Origin of the sequence: Streptomyces echinatus (genome assembly GCF_014203595.1) — a bacterium.
GTDB lineage: Bacteria > Actinomycetota > Actinomycetes > Streptomycetales > Streptomycetaceae > Streptomyces > Streptomyces echinatus.
This window is the reverse complement of record NZ_JACHJK010000016.1, coordinates 19452-39985: the sequence shown is the minus strand read 5'-3', so window position 1 is coordinate 39985 and position 20534 is coordinate 19452. Positions and strand designations below refer to the sequence as shown.

The 20534-nt window shown below is 73.1% G+C and carries 16 protein-coding genes; 7 read left to right on the top strand and 9 right to left on the bottom strand.

Features of this window, described 5'->3' with window-relative positions:
* Positions 1-14 precede the first annotated feature (14 nt).
* The 3 genes from FHS34_RS34110 (at position 15) to FHS34_RS34100 (ending at position 5417) form a co-directional block, all read left to right on the top strand.
* The gene (locus FHS34_RS34110; RefSeq protein WP_245002500.1) at positions 15-1799 is read left to right on the top strand and encodes an RICIN domain-containing protein; all 1785 of its coding nucleotides are present in this window, start codon (positions 15-17) and stop codon (positions 1797-1799) included.
* A 120-nt stretch (positions 1800-1919) separates the two neighbouring features.
* Positions 1920-2735 (top strand): inositol monophosphatase family protein, encoded by an 816-nt coding sequence (locus tag FHS34_RS34105; protein ID WP_184972765.1) that lies wholly within the window; start codon positions 1920-1922, stop codon positions 2733-2735.
* Between the two features lie 141 nt (positions 2736-2876).
* Entirely contained in the window at positions 2877-5417 is a 2541-nt protein-coding gene (locus tag FHS34_RS34100) for a discoidin domain-containing protein (protein WP_184972763.1), read from the top strand.
* A gap of 48 nt (positions 5418-5465) precedes the next feature.
* On the opposite strand, the gene FHS34_RS34095 is transcribed toward FHS34_RS34100, so the two are convergent.
* Positions 5466-6419 (bottom strand): helix-turn-helix transcriptional regulator, encoded by a 954-nt coding sequence (locus tag FHS34_RS34095; RefSeq protein ID WP_184972761.1) that lies wholly within the window; start codon positions 6417-6419, stop codon positions 5466-5468.
* Positions 6420-6551: 132 nt separating this feature from the next.
* Between FHS34_RS34095 and FHS34_RS34090 the strand changes: the two genes are divergently transcribed.
* From FHS34_RS34090 to FHS34_RS34075, 4 genes are all read left to right on the top strand, one after another.
* Positions 6552-6905, top strand: coding sequence for an ANTAR domain-containing protein (locus tag FHS34_RS34090; RefSeq protein WP_184972759.1), 354 nt, complete (start codon positions 6552-6554; stop codon positions 6903-6905).
* Positions 6906-7074: 169 nt separating this feature from the next.
* On the top strand, positions 7075-8538 hold the full coding sequence (locus FHS34_RS34085) for an aminotransferase class I/II-fold pyridoxal phosphate-dependent enzyme (RefSeq protein ID WP_184972757.1): 1464 nt from the start codon (positions 7075-7077) through the stop codon (positions 8536-8538).
* A 451-nt stretch (positions 8539-8989) separates the two neighbouring features.
* Complete coding sequence (locus tag FHS34_RS34080; protein WP_184972755.1) at positions 8990-11269, top strand: catalase; 2280 nt, start codon at positions 8990-8992, stop codon at positions 11267-11269.
* 116 nt (positions 11270-11385) lie between these two features.
* Positions 11386-11631: a chaplin gene (locus FHS34_RS34075; RefSeq protein ID WP_184972753.1), complete on the top strand. Its 246-nt coding sequence runs from the start codon at positions 11386-11388 to the stop codon at positions 11629-11631.
* A 48-nt stretch (positions 11632-11679) separates the two neighbouring features.
* Here FHS34_RS34075 and FHS34_RS34070 read toward each other — a convergent pair whose 3' ends face one another.
* From FHS34_RS34070 to FHS34_RS34035, 8 genes are all read right to left on the bottom strand, one after another.
* Positions 11680-13347 carry a PP2C family protein-serine/threonine phosphatase gene (locus FHS34_RS34070; RefSeq protein ID WP_184972751.1) on the bottom strand — a complete coding sequence of 556 codons (1668 nt, stop codon included), beginning with the start codon at positions 13345-13347 and terminating at the stop codon, positions 11680-11682.
* On the bottom strand, positions 13331-14392 hold the full coding sequence (locus FHS34_RS34065; protein ID WP_184972749.1) for a SpoIIE family protein phosphatase: 1062 nt from the start codon (positions 14390-14392) through the stop codon (positions 13331-13333). The genes FHS34_RS34070 and FHS34_RS34065 overlap by 17 nt, the downstream gene beginning before the upstream one ends.
* Positions 14389-14835 carry an ATP-binding protein gene (locus FHS34_RS34060; RefSeq protein ID WP_184972747.1) on the bottom strand — a complete coding sequence of 149 codons (447 nt, stop codon included), beginning with the start codon at positions 14833-14835 and terminating at the stop codon, positions 14389-14391. The genes FHS34_RS34065 and FHS34_RS34060 overlap by 4 nt, the downstream gene beginning before the upstream one ends.
* The gene (locus tag FHS34_RS34055) at positions 14835-15215 is read right to left on the bottom strand and encodes an STAS domain-containing protein (RefSeq protein WP_184972745.1); all 381 of its coding nucleotides are present in this window, start codon (positions 15213-15215) and stop codon (positions 14835-14837) included. The genes FHS34_RS34060 and FHS34_RS34055 overlap by 1 nt, the downstream gene beginning before the upstream one ends.
* Positions 15212-16105 (bottom strand): STAS domain-containing protein, encoded by an 894-nt coding sequence (locus FHS34_RS34050; RefSeq protein ID WP_184972743.1) that lies wholly within the window; start codon positions 16103-16105, stop codon positions 15212-15214. The genes FHS34_RS34055 and FHS34_RS34050 overlap by 4 nt, the downstream gene beginning before the upstream one ends.
* 634 nt (positions 16106-16739) lie before the next feature.
* On the bottom strand, positions 16740-17918 hold the full coding sequence (locus tag FHS34_RS34045) for an acyltransferase family protein (protein ID WP_184972741.1): 1179 nt from the start codon (positions 17916-17918) through the stop codon (positions 16740-16742).
* 413 nt (positions 17919-18331) lie between these two features.
* A complete protein-coding gene (gene ku, locus FHS34_RS34040) occupies positions 18332-19378 on the bottom strand; it encodes a non-homologous end joining protein Ku (RefSeq protein ID WP_184972739.1) in 1047 nt (348 codons plus the stop codon).
* 31 nt (positions 19379-19409) lie between these two features.
* A complete protein-coding gene (locus FHS34_RS34035; RefSeq protein ID WP_225817376.1) occupies positions 19410-20378 on the bottom strand; it encodes a hypothetical protein in 969 nt (322 codons plus the stop codon).
* Between the last annotated feature and the right edge of the window lie 156 nt (positions 20379-20534).

The following is a 20534-nucleotide window of genomic DNA, read 5'->3' as shown; positions in this document are numbered from 1 at the left end:
CTCCCGTGCGACTGTTGAGCAGAGCAGGCGGCGCCGTGGCCGCCGCCGTCGCCCTCGTCCTGGGCGGCGGCACCGTGTCCCCCGCACAGGCCGCGCCCCCCTCCGGCACCGGCTACACCGTGACCGTGGGAACCCCGGTACCGTTCACCCACCCCACGGACACCCCCGCCACCCCGTACCTCGACCGGGACGGCACCTTCCACTACCAGCAGTCCGCCGCGCTCTACGGCGCCGACGACCCACGGGTCTGGGACTTCTACACCGGCAGGGACTTCGACTCGGCGACGTACGACAAGAAGCTCAGCGAGGCCGTGAACCCGGCCAACCCCGCCGACCGCAACGACGACACCACCTGGCGTTGCAACAACAGCCCCACCGGCCGCGAGGCGACCTACGCCCCGAGCGGCTCGGGCTACGCGCAGCGGAACTACTGCGACCTGTCCGGCGTGTGGATCGACCCCGACACCGGTGACTGGTACGGCCTGGTGCACAACGAGTTCACGCCACAGCCCTTCGGCGACGGGCTGCACTACGACGCCATCGACTACGCCGTCTCCACCGACCGGGGCCGCACCTGGACCGTCAAGGACCATGTGATCACCTCGCCGTACAGCACGAAGCGCGCCGACACCACGGCCTTCCCGCACCAGACGTACTCCTACGGCGACGGCGACCAGCGGCTGTTCGCCGACACCGCCTCCGGCTACTTCTACGTCTATTACGGCTCGCGGATCGTCGACAAGAGCGGCGGCTGGAAGGCGTTCTACGAGCATGTGGCCCGTGCCCCGATCGCCGCGAAGATGGCCCCCGGCTCCTGGCGCAAGTGGTACGACGGCGCCTGGTCCCAGCCCGGCACGAGCGGCCGGGAGAGCAACATCGTCCCCGTCGACGCCGGCCACCCCACCGGCTACACCCCCGTCTCCGCCGAGTACGACCCGGCGAACACCGGCACCGCCGCCGAACAGATCGCGGCCGGCGAAATGCCCCCGACCTCACCGCTGTTCGTGATGAACATCGCCTACGACGCCTACCTCGGCCGCTACATCGGCACACCGCAGGCCGTCGACCAGAGCGGCGACGCACCGCAGTACCTGTACGCCACCGACGACCTGGCCGGCCAGAAGTGGGAACTCCTCGGCGACACGGGCGACTACACCACCGCCTCCTGGTACCGCTGGTTCCTGGACCGCGTCGGCCGCACCGGCTCCGCGGTCGTCGGGAAGACCTTCCGCGCCTACTGCTCCTTCGGCTGTTCCCACGACTCCTCCGGAGAGTACGTCGACCTCACCCTCGACTCCTCCGCCCCGGCCGCCCCGCCCGTGGACACCGGCCGCGGGTACCGCATCGCCGCCGGCACGGGCCGGATCCTCGTCCAGGCGTCCGGCGGCTCCGCCGTCACCTCGACGGCGGGCGCCACCCGCTCCGCCCGGGCCACATGGTCCTTCACCCCGACGGGCGACGGCGCCTTCACCCTCACCAACGCGGCGACCGGCCGGCTGCTGGGCGTCGACTCCACGAGGACGGCCGGCCGTGCCTGGGGTGCCAAGCCCACGGCCGGCGTGGCCCGGGCCGGCGGACCGGCCGTCGGACAGCAGTGGTTCGTGATCCCCGCCGCGTCCGCCGGCGGATACCGCCTGGTCAACCGCTACAGCGGCCTCGTGCTCGGCCTCTCCGCCGCCTCCGGCCGCCTCGCCGAGACCACGCCGCCGCGCACCTGGACGGACACCGGCACCGGTTCCCTCGGCGACGGACGCACCGCGGCCGAACAGACCCTGTCCTTCACCCCCGCCAAGGGCTGAGGCCCCCCGCCCGCCGCGACGTCGCCGGACGGCGACCTCGCGGCGGCAGGTGCGTGCTCCCGCCGCGCCGGCTCCGGGCCCGGACGCGACCGGGTCCGTGGGCCCCCGTATCCTGCGGCCATGTCGATCAGCAACGGGGCGTCGGACGCCCAGGTGGCCGTGACCGCGGCCCAGGCCGGTGCGGCGGTGGTCCGCGAGCTGTACGGCCGGCGGCTGGACCACTACGCGAAGTCCGGCGGCGACTTCGCGACGGAGGCGGACCTCGCCGCCGAGCGGGCCATCCTGGACGTCCTGCGCGCCGCCCGCCCCGGGGACGCGGTCACGGCCGAGGAGAGCGGACGCACCGGCGCCGCCGGCGCCGGCCGCCGCTGGCTGGTCGACCCGCTGTGCGGCACGCTCAACTACGCCGTGCAGAACATGCTCGTCGGTGTGAACGTCGCCCTGCGGGTGGGCCGGGAGGTCACCGCGGCGGCGACGGCCGACCCGTTCAGCGGCGAGGTCTTCTGGACCGACGGCGAGCGGGCCCGGGTCCGCCGGGACGGCGACGACGCGGAACTGAGTCCGTCGGCCGGGTCCGCGCTGGTGGACGTCAACCTCGATCCTCCGTTCCCGAACGCGCCCCGGTTCCATGCGGTCCGCCTGCTCGCCGACCCCGGTTTCGCGGAGCGGTTCCGGCCCCGGGTGATCTCCAGCACCCTCGCGGTGGCCTGGGTCGCCGCCGGACGCCGGGCCGCCTACGTCACCGACGGACACCTCGCCGACAGCGTGCACTTCGCCGCGGGCATCGCGCTGTGCCGCGCGGCGGGCTGCACGGTCACCGGCCTGTACGGCGAGCCGCTGCACACCGGCGCGGGCGGGCTGATCGCGGCGGCCGACACCGGGACCCACGCCGCCCTGCTGGAGTCGGTCAAGGCCGGGACGTCCCGGTCGCGTTGAGCAAAGTGCCGGTCCGGCACATCAGTTGAAGGAGATGACTTCCGAAGGCTTGTGGCCCGCTTGGTTCATCACTTAAATCAAAACATGAACTAAGCCGTGGGGTCGAGTCGTTCGACCCCCGCACTCGTCTGGAGCCGCCGAATGAGATGGAGATCGCTGGGCGTCGCGCTGTCCGCCGCGGCCGCGCTGATCGTCCTGCCCGCCACGCACCCCTCGGCCACCGCGGCCGAGATCCCCCTGTCCCAGGGGAAGACGGCCACCGCGTCGTCCCAGGAGAACAACGGCACCGCCGCCGCCCAGGCCGTCGACGGCGACACCGGGACCCGCTGGTCCTCGGCCGCCGGCGACGACCAGTGGTTCCGGGTCGACCTCGGCGGCACCACCGCCGTCACCCGGGTGGTCCTCGACTGGGAGGCCGCCTACGGCAAGGACTACAAGGTCCAGATATCCGCGGACGGCACCACCTGGACCGACCTGAAGTCCGTCACCGGCTCCGACGGCGGCGTCGACACGCTCGACGTGTCAGGCCGCGGCCGCTACGTCCGGATGCTCGGCGTGCACCGGGCCACCCAGTGGGGCTACTCCCTCTGGGAGTTCCAGGTGTTCGGCAGCACGGACGGCGGCCAGACCGGCTGCGGCACCGCCGACGCCGCCCAGGGCAGGCCCGCCACGGCCTCCTCCACCGAGAACGCCGGCACACCCGCCTCCGCCGCCTTCGACGGCAACACCGCGACCCGCTGGTCCAGCCAGGCCGCCGACCCCCAGTGGCTCCAGGTGGACCTCGGCTCCGTCCAGGACCTGTGCGGGGTCGACCTGAACTGGGAGGCCGCCTACGCCAAGGACTTCCAGATCCAGGCCTCCACCGACGGCCAGAGCTGGAACACGCTCCGGAGCGTCACCGGCGCGAGCGGCGGCAAGGCGTCGTACGACGTCAGCGGCTCCGGCCGGTACGTCCGGATCCACGGCACCGCCCGCGCCACCGGCTACGGCTACTCCCTGTGGGAGGTCGCCGTGCACACGGGCACCACCGGCGTCCCGCCGGTCCAGGGCGGCGGCGACCTCGGCCCGAACGTCATCGTCGTCGACCCCTCCACGCCCAACCTCCAGCAGAAGTTCGACCAGGTCTTCGCCCAGCAGGAATCCGCCCAGTTCGGCACCGGCCGCTACCAGTTCCTGCTCAAGCCCGGCACCTACAACGGCATCAACGCCCAGATCGGGTTCTACACCTCGATCTCGGGCCTCGGCCTGAACCCCGACGACACCCAGATCAACGGTGACGTGACCGTCGACGCCGGCTGGTTCAACGGCAACGCCACCCAGAACTTCTGGCGCTCGGCGGAGAACCTCGCCATCACGCCGTCCAACGGCACCGACCGCTGGGCGGTCGCGCAGGCGGCACCCTTCCGCCGGATCCACGTCAAGGGCGGCCTCAACCTCGCCCCGAACGGCTACGGCTGGGCGTCCGGCGGCTACATCGCGGACTCGAAGATCGACGGTACGGTCGGCCCGTACTCCCAGCAGCAGTGGTACACCCGCGACAGCTCGGTCGGCGGCTGGACCAACGGCGTGTGGAACATGACCTTCTCCGGAGTCCAGGGCGCACCCGCCACCGACTTCGACAGCGGCCCGTACACCACGCTGGACACCACCCCGGTCTCGCGTGAGAAGCCGTTCCTCTACCTGGACGGCAGCGACTACAAGGTGTTCGTCCCCGCCAAGCGCACGGGCGCCCGGGGCGTCTCCTGGCCGGCCGACGCGGGCACCTCCCTCCCGCTGGACCAGTTCTACGTCGTCAAGCCCGGTGCCACGGCGGCCACCATCGACGCGGCCCTCGCCCAGGGCCTCAACCTCCTGTTCACGCCCGGCGTCTACCACCTCGACCGGACCATCGACGTCACCCGCGCGAACACCGTCGTCCTCGGGCTCGGCCTCGCCACCCTGGTCCCCGACAACGGCGTCGACGCGATGCACGTCGCCGACGTCGACGGCGTGCGGCTCGCCGGGTTCCTCATCGACGCGGGCCCGGCCGACTCCGCCACCCTGCTGCGGATCGGCGAGCCCGGCTCCACCGCCGACCACTCGGCGAACCCCACCACCATGCAGGACGTGTTCGTCCGCATCGGCGGCGCCGGCCCCGGGCTCGCCACCGACTCCGTGGTCGTCAACAGCGACGACGTCGTCATCGACCACACCTGGATCTGGCGTGCCGACCACGGCAGCGGCGTCGGCTGGGACACCAACCGCGCCGACTACGGCCTGCGCGTGAACGGCGACGACGTCCTGGCCACCGGCCTGTTCGTCGAGCACTTCAACAAGTACGACGTCTACTGGAACGGCGAACGCGGCCGGACGATCTTCTTCCAGAACGAGAAGGCGTACGACGCCCCGAACGCCGCCGCCATCACCCACGACGGCATCACCGGCTACGCGGCCTACAAGGTCGCCGACTCCGTCACCGCCCACGAGGCGTGGGGCCTGGGAAGCTACTGCAACTACACGGCCGACCCGTCGATCGTCCAGGCACACGGCTTCCAGGTGCCCGCGAGACCGGGGATCAGGATGCACGACCTGCAGGTGATCTCCCTCGGCGGCAAGGGCCAGTACGCCCACGTCGTGAACAGCACCGGCGCACCCACCTCGGGCACCGGCACGGTCCCGTCCAAGGTGACGTCCTTCCCGTAGCGCGCCCCCGCGTCCCGTACACAGGCCCGCCTTCGTACGGGACGCGGGTCAGCCGTCGGACAGCGTCCGGTGCGGGGCGCGGCGGTAGGTGCTCCGGTACAGGGAGGCGAAACGGCCCGGGTGGTGGAAGCCCCAGCGGGCCGCGATCTCCGTGACCGTGACCCCGTCACCGGGGCCGGCCGCCACCAGGTCATGATGCGCGTGCGCGAGCCGCACCCGGCGCAGCTGGGCCAGCGGGGTGGTGTCGAGATGACGGCGGAAGGCGTATTGCAGCGCGCGCACCGTCACATGGGCCGCGGCGGCGATGTCGGCCACCGTGACGGGCTGGTCCGCGTGGTCGTCGATGTAGGCGAGCGCGCGGCGCAGCACCGCCGGGCGCACACCGTCCCCGTCCGCGCCTTCGGGCTCGTCCAGCGCCGTGTTGGGGAACGCGGCCAGGACGCTCGCGGCCAGGTGCTGGCCGGCCGTGGCGGCGATCAGCGGCTGGTCCGCGATCTCCGGATCGACGAGCACGGTGTCGCGCAGATGCGCGATGGTCCGGTGCAGATGGCGCGCCGCCGCCTCCGAACGCGGCCGGTGACCGGTCAGCCGCACCGGCGGCGAGCCGTCCGGGCCCCCGGCCACCTGGGAGAGCAGCGCCGGGTCCAGCATGGTGATGTTGTAGCGGGCGTCGCAGATCCGTCCCGCGTACGGCAGGTCCGGCGGCGCGAACAGCACCACGTCACCCGGGCCGAAGGAGTCCTCGACGCCCTGGAAGCTGTGGTCCCGCACGGTGCCCTCGTGCACGACACACAGACAGATCCGGCCCAGCGGCGTCACCGAGTACTCCATCTCGAAGTCCAGCGCGAGCTCGTCGAGGCTCACCGACGGAATGCCGGAGCGCCGGATCCGGGCCCGGTGCGAGCCGGGGGTACCGCTGGCGATACGCATTCTGGCGTAGGCGTGGCTGAGGAATTCCTCCGTCACATCCAGGTCGTCGCTGTCGAAAGTGAGCGATTCCATGGACCCCAATTGCCCCCTTCCGGCGCTTACATGTATTCGCTGACCAGCGGTTTTTCGTTTTCTGTACGGTGGCTTGCCCCGTTGTTCGCCAGGTGGCTGTCGCCGGGCTGCCGGGCTGCCCAGGGTGATCTCATGATCGGACGAGACGAGCAGACGGCGGACCGGCTGACAGCGCTCCAGGAGGAGGTCGGCCAGCTGCGTCAGGCCCTGGTCTCGCACGCCTTGATCGACCAGGCGATCGGCGTGGTGATCACCGTGGGCAGACTGAGTCCGGACCAGGGCTGGGACGCCCTCAAGCACATGTCGCAGCACACCAACGTCAAACTGCGGGAGGTGGCGCGCTGCCTGGTGGAGTGGCCGGCCCGCGGCAGGGTCCCGGAGGCGATCCGGCGGGCGCTGCCCGCCGCCGTGGAATACGCGCGCGCCCGCACTCACGCCGACGGGCGGGAGGACGCGGGGGAGGTCCGCTGCGGCCGGCCGGTCTGAGCGTGACCGACGCGCCGCCGGAGCGCCGACGTCCGCGATCCGGGCCGGGCGGGTCGGCGCGGGCCCGGAGCGGGTCGCCCGGACCGCCGTGACGACGGCCGCCGGGTTTGGGGTGCCGGACGGGTGCAACTCGGGGGTGCGACGACGATCGGCTCAGGAGGACCGGCACATGGATCACTCACGCGTACCCGTCCTGGAGGCCCTGCAGGAGTTCCGGCGACGAGGAGACGTGGTCTTCGGACCTCCGGGTCACAAGCAAGGACGCGGGACGGATCCACGCGTGGCCGACATCCTCGGACCGGACGTCTTCCGTTCGGACGTGCTCAGCCTCAACGGGCTGGACGACCGCCGGCAGTCCCAGGGCGTGGTGGAGCAGGCGCAGGAGCTGATGGCGGACGCGGTCGGCGCCGAGCACGCGTTCTTCTCCACCTGCGGCAGCTCCCTGTCCGTGAAGACCGCGATGTGCTCCGTCGCCGGCCCGGGGGAGAAGCTGCTGCTGTCCCGGAACGCGCACAAGTCGGTCATCGCCGCGGTGATCATCAACGGCGTCGAGCCGGTCTGGGTCCACCCGAAGTTTGACGCCGACCGGCACATGGCCCATCCGCCGGAGCCCGAGGACGTCCGCGACCGCCTGCGCGAGCACCCCGACGCCAAGGGCATGCTGCTCATCACGCCCACCGACTGGGGCACCTGCGCCGACGTCCGCGGGGTGGCCGACGCCTGCCACGCCGTCGACGTGCCACTCATCGTCGACGAGGCCTGGGGTGCCCATCTGCCCTTCCACCCCGCGCTGCCCGCCTGGGGCATGAACGCGGACGCCGACCTGGTCGTCACCAGCGTCCACAAGATGGGCGGGGCCATCGAGCAGAGTTCGGTGTTCCACCTCCAGCACGACCGGGTCTCGCCCGTCGTGCTGAAACAGCGTGAGGACCTGCTCGGCACCACCAGCCCTTCCACCCTGGTCTACGCGGCCCTCGACGGCTGGCGCCGGCAGATGGTCGAGCAGGGGCACGGCCTCCTCGACGCCGCCCTGCACCGCGCCGAGCGCATCCGGGCCGAGCTGCGGGAACTGCCGGGGCTGCGCGTGATGGGCGGGGAGGTCGTCGAGGAGGGCCTGGCCGCCGAGTTCGACCCGCTGAAGATCGTCGTCGACGTACGGGACCTCGGCATCAGCGGCATGCAGGCCACCGAGTGGCTGCGCGCCCACCGCCACATCGACATGGGCGGCTCGGACAGCTGCCGGATCAGCGCCTCCATCACCCATTCCGACGACGACGAGACCGAGAAACTGCTGCTGGAGTCCGTGCGCTCACTGGTGCGGCACGCGGACTCCATCGAACGGCAGCCCGCCGTGGACCTGCCCGAGCCCGGCACGCTCGAACTGGAACAGGCCGTCCTGCCCCGCGAGGCCTTCTTCGGGCCCGCCGAACAGGTGCCCGCCGAGCGGGCCGTGGGCCGGATCGCCGCCGAGACGATCAGCCCCTACCCGCCGGGCGTGCCGGTCGTGGCACCGGGCGAGAAGATCACGGCCGAGGTCGTCGACTATCTGCGCTCCGGCATGGCCCACGGCTTCCTCGTCCCGGACGCGGCGGACTCCTCCCTGGAGACCCTCCGCGTCACGGCACGCGCCTGACCGGCCCACCCCCGTACACGACCCTGACCGGCCCCTTTCGAACTGCGCCGCCCGGGCTCAGCGCCTAGGGTGGGCTCGTGCGGGCGGCCGGGTGTGCGCCCGCTCCGGGTCAAGAAGCCGGCCCTGCTGACGAAGGCGTCCTCGGCAGGGGGCATATGGCCCTGCCGGCGGTCCCCGGGTCCGGACCAGTGCGTCCGGCGGGTCTGTCATCCCGGCAACTCGACGTGAGACGGCCCGACTTCACCCCGACCGGGAAACCACCGCGTTTCCCGGTTTCGGACGCCCCGCCCCGGGGACCTCGGTACGAGGGCCGCCGTCAACCCTGTTCGCCCACGTTTCACCCGGAACATCCGCGATGTCGGCCGCCTGCCCCGGCGTGGTCACCGCGCATCGTGACGCCCACCTCGCCCGCGCCGGGCCCGCCCCGTGACCAGCGAAGGAATTGGTACTGATGAGCGAGACGAACCCCCTGAAGCGAGCGGCGGACAAGGTGGCGGACGCCCTGCAGGGAACACCCGCGGGCCCGGAGAACGGCATCCCCGGCAAGCCGGGACCCGAGTCGCCGACGGTCGCCGAGCCGACCGAACCCCATGAGCCGCTTCCGCCCAAGCCCGACCAGAGCGGCCCGGACACCGTCTCCCCGACCGGCCAGCCGACCGGCGCCGACCAGGCGCGGACGGCCCAGAGCGGCAGCTACCTCACCACCGCCCAGGGCACCCGGCTGTACGACACGGACCACTCCCTCAAGGCGGGGCCCCGCGGCCCGATCCTCCTCCAGGACCACCACCTGCGGGAGAAGATCATGCACTTCGACCACGAGCGCATCCCCGAGCGCGTGGTCCATGCCCGCGGCGCCGGAGCGCACGGCGTGTTCCGCAGCTACGGCACCGCGGCGAACGTGACGAAGGCGGGATTCCTCGCCGAGGACGTCGAGACACCGGTGTTCGTCCGCTTCTCCACCGTGCTCGGCTCCCGGGGATCGTCCGACACGGTCCGCGACACCCGGGGCTTCGCGACGAAGTTCTACACCAGCGAGGGCGTCTTCGACCTGGTCGGCAACAACATCCCGGTGTTCTTCATCCAGGACGCCATCAAGTTCCCGGACGTCATCCACGCCGGCAAGCCCCACCCGGACCGGGAGATCCCGCAGGCGCAGAGCGCCCACGACACCTTCTGGGACTTCGTCACCCTGCACACCGAGGCCACCCACCACACCCTCTGGAACATGTCCGACCGGGGCATCCCCCGCTCGTTCCGCACCATGGAGGGCTTCGGCGTCCACACCTTCCGGCTGGTCGACGCCGCCGGCGGGACGACCCTGGTGAAGTTCCACTGGAAGCCCAAACTGGGCGTGCACTCCCTGGTGTGGGAGGAGGCGCAGCTCGTCAACGGCATGGACCCGGACTTCCACCGCCGCGACCTGGCCGACGCCATCGAGGCCGGGGCCTACCCCGAGTGGGAGTTCGGCATCCAGACCTTCCCCGACACCCCGGACCAGACCTTCGAGGGCATCGACCTGCTGGACCCGACGAACATCGTCCCCGAGGAACTCGCCCCGGTGCAGCCGATCGGGCTGCTCACCCTCAACCGCAACCCCTCCAACTTCTTCGCCGAGACCGAACAGGTCGCCTTCCACCCCGGCCATCTCGTCCCCGGCATCGACATCACCGACGACCCGCTGCTCGCCGGCCGCCTCTTCTCCTACCTGGACACCCAGATCACCCGCCTGGCCGGCCCCAACTTCGCGCAGATTCCCATCAACCGGCCGCACGCCCCCGTCAACGACATGCTCCGTGACGGCTTCCACCAGTCGGCCGTGCACCGGGGCGTGGCCCCCTACCGCCCCAACTCCCTGGACGGCGGCTGCCCGTTCACGGCGGGCGCGGACATGGGCGCGTACATCGAGGCGCCCGTACGGGTACCGGAGGCGACGAAGGTCCGCGAGGCGCCGGCGTCGTTCGACGACCACTTCAGCCAGCCGCGCCGGTTCTGGCTCAGCATGAGCCCGGTGGAGCGCGAGCACATCATCGGCGCCTACAGCTTCGAACTCGCCAAGTGCTACGAACAGGCCATCCGGGAGCGGGCCTTGCAGGTCCTGGCGAACATCGACCCGGAGCTGTGCGCGGGCGTCGCCGCCGGCCTCGGCCTGCCCGCCCCCGAGCCCACCGTGCCCCTGGCCGACGTCGCGCCCAGCCCCGCCCTCTCCCAGATCGGACACACCTGGCCCACCGACGGCCGCGTCGTCGGCATCGTCACCGGCCCCGACGGCGACCTCGACGGTGTACGGGCCGTACGCCAGGAGGTGCTCGACGGCGGCATGGTCCCGCTCGTCGTCGCCCCGGCCGGCGGCACCCTCGGCGACGGCGCCGACGCACTGGCCGTCCAGCGGACCTACGCCACCGCACGCTCGGTGGAGTTCGACGCGGTGCTGGTGGCCGGCACCCCCGGCGTGGGCGCCGACGCCTTCGGCGCCCGGGACGCCAAGGCGGCCCTGCCCGACGCCCAGCAGGCAACCCCCGACCCGCGCGTGGGGCTGCTGCTGGCGGAGGCGTTCCGGCACGGCAAGGCCATCGGTGCCGCCAAGGGCGGGGAGGCCGCGCTGGAGGCGGCCGGCATCCCGCTCGACGCCCCCGGGGTGATCGCCGGCGACAGCGCCTCCACCGTGTTCCAGCAGCTCGTCCAACTACTGGGCGCCCACCGGGTCTGGGAACGCTTCCCGTCCGCCGCCTGACCGGCCGCCCGGCGGATCGCCGCGGGGCCCCCGCACGGACGGCGTACCAGGAGAGGCGGACGACGCACGCCCCGGTTGTGATGGAAGCGTCCCAATGCCAACTAGTGAGGCAGACCATGCGTCTTCGTAGCTTTGCCACAACGACCGCACTGACGGGCGTACTTGCCCTGGCCGGCGCCGCGAATGCCTTTGCGGCCGACCCGAACCCCACGACCGGGGTCGCGGCCAACAGCCCTGGCGTCGTCTCCGGCAACGTGATCCAGGTGCCGGTCAATCTCGGGCTCAACCTGTGCGGTGACAGCATCGACCTCATCGCGCTGCTGAATCCCGCCGGAGGCAGCTCCTGCACCACCTCCAAGTGACGCCCGCCGTGCGCCGGCCCCCGCCGCCCGGGGCCGGCGCACGGCTGTTCAGACCCGCGCGGTGCGGCAGAGCAGCAGACAGATGTCGTCGTCGTGCTCGGAGTCGTGCAGCATCGGCTTGAGCAGCGAGTCCGCCGCCGCGTCCAGGTCCGCCAGATCCTCCGTGCGAAGCGCCCCCATGGCCCGGGCGAGCCGGTCGATGCCCGTGTCGATCCCGGCCGACCGCCGCTCCACCAGACCGTCCGTGTACAGCGCGAGGGTGGACCCCGCCGGCAGGTCGACGGTGTGCTCCTCGTACTCGTACGGCATCGGCACCCCGAGCATGATCCCCGGCTTCGCCTCCAGCACCCGCACCTCGCCCCGAGGGCCGCGGGCGACGGCCGGCGGATGTCCGGCGGCGGCCCACACCACCCCGGGCTCACCGGACGTGAACCGGGCGATCGCGCAGGTCGCGTACAGCTCCGGCTCCTGATGGCGGAGCATCCGGTGCAGCAGGGTGAGGATCCGCGCCGGACCGTTGCCCTCGAAGGCGTAGGCGCGCAACGCGGTGCGCAGCTGACCCATGATGACCGCCGCCCGCAGCCCGTGCCCCGTGACGTCCCCTATCACCGCCAGCACACTGCCGTCCGGCTGCGGAAAGGCGTCGTACCAGTCGCCGCCGATGTTCAGGCCGTGCGTCGCCGGCAGATAGCGGGCGGCCAGCGCCAGGCCCGGGGTGGGGGGCAGTTCGGTCAGCTGGGCCCGCTGCAGGGCCTCGGCGACATCCCGGTGCTGCTCGTACTGGCGGGCGTTGTCCAGGGCGATGCCCGCCCGCCGGGCCAGTTCCAGCAGCATCACGGTGGTGTCCGGGTCGAAGCGGTCGCCGGGCGCGGCCAGCGTCAGCACACCCTGCACCGTCCGGGCGCCCACCGGCAGGCACAGCAGCGGCCGGTCCGGGGAGAGCGCCGAGGCCGGCAGGTCGTCCACGCCCGGGAGTTCGGCGAGATGGCGCCCCGCGTGCTGGGGACGGCCGGTGCGTGCCGCCGTCACCGTGGCCGCCGCCCGCTCGCCCGGCGGGGTCCGCTCGTCGTCCACGATCCACACGTCCACGTGCCGGGCGTACTCCGGCACCAGCAGCTCGGGCAGCCGGCGCAGGATGTCGTCGTGGTCGAGGGAGGCGTTGAGCACGGCGCTCGCGTTGGCGAGGAAGGTCAGCAGCCGGCGGGCCTTCTCCGCCTCCGCGCGGGCCGTCCGCTCGGCGTCGAGGAGTTCGCGCTGCGCCAGCGCCGCCGCCTCCAGCTCGGCGTGCAGCGCCAGCACCCCCTGATTGGTCTGGTGCAGCTCCTCCCGGTGGATCCGCAGCAGCTCCTCCGTCTCGGCCAGGCTCGACAGCAGGGCGGCGGCGTCCTCGTCGGCGCCCAGCAGCGCCTCGGCGAGCGGCGCCTCGTCCAGGCGGGGCAGCGGTCCGGGGACGGGGGAGGGGCAGACGAGGGTGTGCCGCCAGGGCTCCGGTCCGCCCAGGGCCACCCGCAGCTCCCGGCCCACGCCGGTGGTCACGGTCAGTTCCGTGGCGCCCGCGTCGAGGCCGCGCAGCAGCCGGCCGCCGAGCGCGGTCAGGAAACGGGCGCGGTCGAGCGCGGGCACGCCGGCCTCCGCGGTGAGCCGCGCGAGCAGCGCACGGGCGCGGGCCGCGTCGGCCGCGGAGGCGATGGTCCAGTTCTCAGAGGCGGCTGTCATGGGTGCCGGTCCGGCGGTCGGGGGCCAGTACGGCCACACTGGTGTCGTCGCGTACGGGGCGGGCGGGGCTGCCCGCGTCGCGCAGGATCGCCGCGGCCACCACCGACGGGTCGTGGGCGAGCAGCCGGTGGTCCTCCGGCGGGGCCCAGCGGCTGGGCAGTCCGTCGCTGTGCAGCACGAGCAGACTGTCCCGGCGCCACGGCACCCGGCGCACGGGGACGTGCGCCGGGAAGTACGCCCCGACGATCCCCGGATGGGAGACGAGGGACGTCCAGGATTCCCCGTCGCGCAACCGGGCGCCGACGTTCCCGACACCGGCGAAGCGGAGTTCCGCCCGCTCCGCGTCCACCTGGGCCACCGCGACCGCGGCCCCCCGGGTCGGCCGCAGCGCGGTGTGCAGCCGTCGCAGGATGTCCCCGGGCGGCAGGTGAGCGGTGCGGCGCAGCTCCGCCACCGCCGCGGTGGCGGCGTGCGCGGCCTTCGGGCCGTGCCCGAGACCGTCCGCGAGCAGCAGCGTCAGCAGCGTCCCGGAGCGCACCCAGGCCCAGGCGTCACCGCACTGGTCGGCCTGTCCGAGGGCGACCGTGATGCCGCCTGCGGGCAGCTGTTCCGTGCGCGCCCCGCGCACGCCGGGCTCCGGGTCGATCCGGGCCGTCGCCACCGTCCCGCGGCCCGGCAGGCTGTACAGGTGGAAGGCGCTGGCGCTGCGCAGACAGCTGCCCAGGCCGGCACCGAGCGATCCGGGGGCGGTGGAGTGGCCGTCCCGCAGCGCGGTGGCCACGTCGGCGATGCCCGGCCCGTTGTCCAGCGAGAACAGCTGCACGGACGTGCCCGCTCCGTCGCCCGGCCGGTCCACGAGGTTCGCCACCATGCGGCCCCCTCCGGCGTGCCTGAGCAGGTTGGTGGCCAGCTCGGTGGCGACCAGCTCGGCGATCGCCGTGCGCGGCGCGGCCAGCCCTGCCTCCCCGCACGCCTCACGGGCCGCGATCCGGGCGTCCCGGACCCGCGTGGAGTCGTGCACCGGGATCTCCCATACCCGGCTCATCCCACCCCCGGACGTGACGAGGGCACCTGAGCCACCCAGGCGACGGCCGTGATGGTCGTGCCCCGGCCGGGTTCGGTGTCGACGGTGAACTCGTGCACCAGCCGCCGGGCACCGCTCAGCCCGAGCCCCAGGCCGCCGCCGGTGGTGTACCCGTCGGTCATGGCCAGCTCCAGGTCGCGGATGCCGGGGCCGCTGTCGATGAAACACATCCGCAGGCCCCGGGTGCGGCCGTTGTCCAGCGGCGTTATCTCGACCCGGCCGCCGCCTCCGTGTACCAGCGTGTTGCGGGCCAGCTCGCTCGCCGCCGTCACCAGCTTGGTCTGCTGCACCAGGCCGAAGCCGAGCCCTGCCGCACGCTGCCGCACCTCTTGCCGGACCCAGGCCAGATCCGCGTCCGAGCCGATGGGCAGGCTCGTCGCGGACGCCTGGCCGGACGGCTGCATCAGCTCCCCCTCTGGGACAGCAGTTCCATGGCGCGGTCGACATCCAGGGCGGTGACCAGGCCGGGCAGGGCGAGACCCAGCTCGACCAGGGTGATCGCCACCGCGGGCCGCATGCCGGCCAGGACCGTACGGGCCGCCAGCAGCCGGGCCGTGGAGGCGATCTCCGCGAGCACCCGGCCGAGGAAGGAGTCGACGACATCCACCCCTGAGATGTCTATCACCACACCGGTCACCCGGCTGGTGGAGACGCGGTGGGTGATGTCGTGCTGCAGCTGTTCGGCCATGCCGTCGTGCAACTCGCCCTGCAGGGAGACCAGCAGGACGTCGCCCAGGGCGAGCACCGGGACCTGGGACGGCTGGCCGGGAAGGGGCTGGTTCACCGGGCGCTCGCACCCGCGTCCGAACGGGACATCTCGATGCCCTGCTTGCCCAGCGCGTAGGCCAGCGCGTCGGCCAGCGAGGCCCGCGTGAGCACCGAGCCCAGGTCGATGCCGAGCTGCACGATGGTCTGCGCGATGGCCGGGCGGATACCGGAGACGATGCACTCGGCTCCCATCAGACGCGCCGCGGCGACCGTCTTCATCAGGTGCTGTGCGACGAGCGAGTCCACGGTCGGCACCCCGGTGATGTCCAGGATGGCGTACCGGGCCCGCTGGTCGACGATGGCCTCCAGCAGCGACTCCATCACGATCTGGCTGCGCGCGCTGTCCAGCGTCCCGATCAGCGGTACGGCGACCGTGCCCTCCCACAGCTCGATGACCGGGGTGGCCACCTCCAGCAGCTGCTGCCGCTGCCGTTCGATCAGCTCCGTGTTCGCGTCCAGCGCCGTCTCCATCACCACCAGGCGCAGCGTGCCCAGCAGCAGGGTCAGCGTGAGCACGCACTCCTGGGCCTGCGGGGCCGTGGGGTCGGCGAACTCCTCGCGCAGCAGGTCGACCGCGGGCGCGCGCAGTCCGGCCACCTCGGCGGCGATCTGGGCCGGCGCGGACCCGCTGCGGGCCCGGGTCGCGGCCATGCGTCCCAGCTGGTCGCGCACGGTGCCGAAGCCGGGTGCCGCGATGTCCTCCAGCCGTCCGGTGACGGCCACTTCGGACAGCGCCTCCACCACGGCCTTGCACGCCTCGACCGCCTCGTCGCGCGAGACGGTGAAGACCGAGCGGAACAAGGGGGCGTCGGCCCAGCGCTGGGCGATCTGCTCCTTGCGCTGTTCCAGGAAGGAACTCACCACCCGCGGTGCTGATTCCGCCGCGTCCTGCTCGGACACTGTCATCCTCTCCTCTCGCACAACCCGGTGCGCCGGTCGGCCGGTCTCCCGAAGTCGATCATCGTCGGCCGCCCACCGTAACCCCCGGCGTCCGGCCTGGCCGATCCCGCCCCCCGCGACGCCAAACGTGCCTCAACTTGCCCTTGTGTGGGGGAAGTTGGTGTCACCGTGGCATACCGGACGCGTCGGCGCCGCGGCGAGGTGTCCGGCCCGGCGCTCGCGTCACCGGGCACGCCGGTCACGGCTCCGCGCCGACGCCCGTGCCCCGGCCCGGAGTGCCGCGGGGCACCGGCGGGCAGGGCGGAGGGACGGGCCGGCCGGTGGCCGCCGGCTCCCCGGTTCTGCTTCCCGCGCACGTCGACTCGGCTCCTTCGGTGCGTTCCAACGGTGCCGGCCCGCCGGGTGCGCCGCCGGGCCGGTGTAGATCAGCCGCCTACCCCGAAACCCGCGGGACTCTCCTCGCTGTTACCGACGTCACCCACGCGTGCGACCGGCCGCGGCCCGCGACGCGTACGGACGACCGGTGTGTGAGGCGGGGAACGGCCGTACGCGTCGCCGGTCGCGGCCGGTCGCGCCGGTCATGGCGGCGCGGGGGCCGATCGGCGTAGGCGTGGGTGAAAGGGTCCCGCCGGTCGCGTCGTCAGTCGCGCGCCGGCGCAGGGGCCTCACGGCGGGCCGCGGTCCGCTCCGGCGGCGGGACCGCTCGGCGGCGGCGCAGCAGCAGCCGCCGCGCCGGGCGCTCCACCGCCTCGTACAGCACCCAGGACAGGGCGAGCGACACGGCGAAAGCGCCCGCGGTGACGGCCAGGCCGGCCGGCGCCCCGAAGCGCGGCTTCGTGCCGAGCAGGGAGGTCGCGGACCGCAGCACCAGCAGATGGATCATGTAGAAGGCGAACGACAGCTCCCCGAGCCGCACCATCCACCCGCGCCGCCACAGGGACGGCAGCCCGTGCAGATCCGCGACCGCCGCCGCCGGGATGAGCAGGGCGAACCCGGTGATGGTGCAGACGGTGGCGGGGTAGCCGCCGTGCGTTGCCTGCGGGACCAGGAAGTAGCCGATGAGGGCCAGGGCGAGCGACGCCTCCATGCCGGGTCCGCGCCAGCGGCCGAGCAGCACCAGCCGGGCGGTGACCGCGCCGAGTACGAACTCGGGCAGCCGCGCGGCCGGGAACGAGTAGATCGAGTGGGACCACCAGTGGTGGAGGTCCATCCAGGCCAGCACCAGGAGCGCCGCCGCCGACAGCCCGCCCAGGGCGGTGGCCCCGCGTGCTTCCAGCCGGCGCAGCAGCGGGATCAGCAGCGGGAAGACGGCGTAGAAGAACGCCTCGCAGGCCAGGGACCAGCTCACCGGGTTCAGCGTCTGCCACCACGGCTGCCACCAGGAGTGCAGCAGCAACGCGTTCGACAGGGCCTGCTTCGCCGTCGGCCGCGCCTGGTGCGTCAGCGTGCACGCCACGACGAACGCCACGACGAGGGTGACCAGGTGCACCGGGTAGATCCGGGCGATGCGCCGCCGCCAGAAGGAGAGCGGCCGGTCGCCGGGCCGCGCCGACCAGGTCAGCACGAATCCGGACAGCACGAAGAAGAAGGACACTCCGGTGGCGCCGGGGCTGAAGGCCCAGTTCACGAGGCGGCCCCCCGTTCCGCCCAGATAGCCGAAGTTGTTGACGTGCAGTCCGAACACCAGCAGCGCCGCCATCCAGCGCAGGCCGGTGAGGGACGGCAGGGAGGGCTGGGCGGCCGGCGGGGAGGACCTGGCTGTCGCCGCGCCGTCTCGGGCGGGCGGCGTCCGGAGCTCCCGGGTCGTCGCCGTGGTCATCACATCACCTGCCGCAGGGGGTTCGCGTGGGGCATGAAGGGGAACGTTGCCCGTCTGTCCCCGATCCATCACGCCGAATGGCAAACATCACACTGCTGCCGAACGAGGAACCGCCGTCCATGCCACGGACGGCGGGACCAGGTGCACCCACACGAGTGAGGGCACCCGCCGAGGTGACAAGTGCCGTTCACGGCGCCGGGAGGACACACCGGCGTGTGCCCGCGCGGCCCCGAGCGCGCGGTCGGTTCTCTTCGGTGACCCCGTAGGGCTCGGCCCCGAGAGGGGAAGGTCACGCGCTCCGCTTCGACGGCCGGCGCACGGAGAAACCGGAACCGGGTCCGGGTCCGGGTCCGGTCGGGTGCCGGACTGCTGGGGGCAGGGCACCCATCGGGACCCCGCCGGGACGGCCCCGGTCAGGCCGCGGCACCCTGCCGGCCCAGGGCCTCGATCAGCTGGTCCCGGGTCATCTTCGACCGGCCCGGTACGCCGGCGGCGGTCGCCCGTTCGTACAGTTCCGCCTTCGACAGGGAGGCGAGGTCCTCGGACCGCCCACGGCGAGGCGCCGTCTTCCGGGGGGCGGCCTTCCGGCGGGAGGCCTCCTTCCGGCCGGTGTCCTGCTTGCCGCCGCGGCCTCGCTTCCCTCCGCCCTGCTTCCCGCCACCACCCTCGCGGCCCCGCGACCGGCTCTGTTCGACGCTGCGGCTGAGCACCTCCATGAGGTCGATGACACTGGTCGACTCCGGCGGCTCGGGTTCGCCGACGACCTCCTCGCCCTCGCGCCTGGCCGCGACGAGCCGCTTGACGCGCTCCTCATAGGTGTCGTGGTAGTCGCGCGGGTCCCAGCCGATGGTGAGGGCGTCGATCAGCCGCTCCGCCGTCCGCAGCTCCTTGCCGTCGGGCTTCGCGCGCCGCTCCGGCAGTTCGGGGACCACGTCGCCGGGGTCGCGCACCTCGTCGGCCCAGTGCAGGGTGTGCAGGACGAGGACGTCCGGCTGTGCGCGCAGCGCGGTCAGATACTCCTTGCCGCGCAGGGTGAGGGTGGCGATCCCGGCCTTCTCCGAGCGGTCGAGGGCCGCCCGCATCACCTCGTACACCTTCCCGTACTCCGTGCCGCGCGGCCCGACATAGTACGTGCGGCCGAAGTAGACGGGCTCGACCTGGCGGAGGTCGACGAAGCCGGCCAGGTCGATCACCTTCGACCGCCCCGGCGAGATCTCCTCCAGCTCCTCCGGCTCCACGACGACGTACTCGCCCTCCTCCAGCTCGTAGCCCTTGACGATCCTGTCGGCGGCGACTTCCTTGCCGGTGCGCTCGTTGACCCGCTTGTTGCGGATCCGGTCCGAGGTGCCGCGCTGCAGCTGGTGGAAGTGGACCGTGTGGTCCTCGGTGGCGGTGTACAGCGCCACGGGCAGGGTGACCAGCCCGAAGGTCAGGACACCGGTCCAGATCGGTCTCGCCATGACTCGTCGTCTCCCGTCCCGTGTTCCGACGCTAGCCCGTGGCCGGACGTTCCAGCCGCGCGGCGGCCGTTCCGGCCCGGCGCCGGGCCTCCTGCGCCGCGCGGCCGGCCTGCCGCGCCCGTTCCCGCGCGTCCCGCTCACCGGCCCGCGCCCGCCGCTGCCCCTCCTCCGCGTGCCGCAGCCGCTCCCGCAGCTCAGCGACCAGTTCCTCCGCCTCGGTCAGCCGGGCACCGGCCTCGTCCGCCGCCCGCGCCGCGTCGGCGGCCTCCGTCTCACGGGCACGCAGCTCCCGCTCGGCCTCGCGGGCCTCCTCCCGGGCCGCTGCGAGATGCCGCCGGCGCTCCGCGTCGGCCTCCTCCCGGGCCTCGGTGAGGTGCCGACGGCGCTCCGCGCCCTGCGCGCGGCCCTTGCCCCGGGCGGGTGTCCGCGGCTCGGCCGCGGGGGGAGCGGGGCGGCTGCCGAGCACGGCCTCGTCGGCCGCCGGGAACCCGGCCGTCGAGCTGAGCGGCTTCACCAGCCGGCCCGCCGCCCACTCCCGCGCCGCCCGAGGATCGGCGAGCACGGCGTGCAGGGTCTCCTCCACCTCCCGCTGGACACCCTCACCCACCGGATGCCCGGCCTGCCCCGCCAGCTTCCGTGCCTGCCGGCCGAGCGCGCCGATCACCTCGTTCTGCCGCCGGGCCAGCTTGCGCAGCTGCGCCCCGTCCAGTTCGCGGTGCGCGCGGCGCAGCTCCTCACCGAGACCGAGCAGCGGCCGCACCTCCTCCGGCTGCCGGCGGACGAGCAGATTGCTGACCCAGGCGGCCAGGTTCGGCCGCCGCAGCGCGCCGATCTCCTTGGCGAGGGCCTGATCACCGGCCTCGCGGGCGTCCAGGGCGCGGCGGTCACGGGCTGCCACGAAGTCCTCCGGCCGCAGCGCGTACAGCTCGTCGGCGACGGCGTCCAGGTCCACCAGCGTCCCTCTCGACGGCCCCTCGGTGTGGGAGTCCGAGTTTCTCACCCTGGGTGCTTCATGTGCCTTATGTGATGGTTCGGGGGAGAGGTACGCACTGCTGCTTTCGGCCCGGGGCCCCCGCCTTTCGGCGCCGGACTCCCGCCCTTCGGCCCCACTCCGTAGACCGTCGGCCGACGCCGCCGGGCGGGCCGCCCCGGCAGG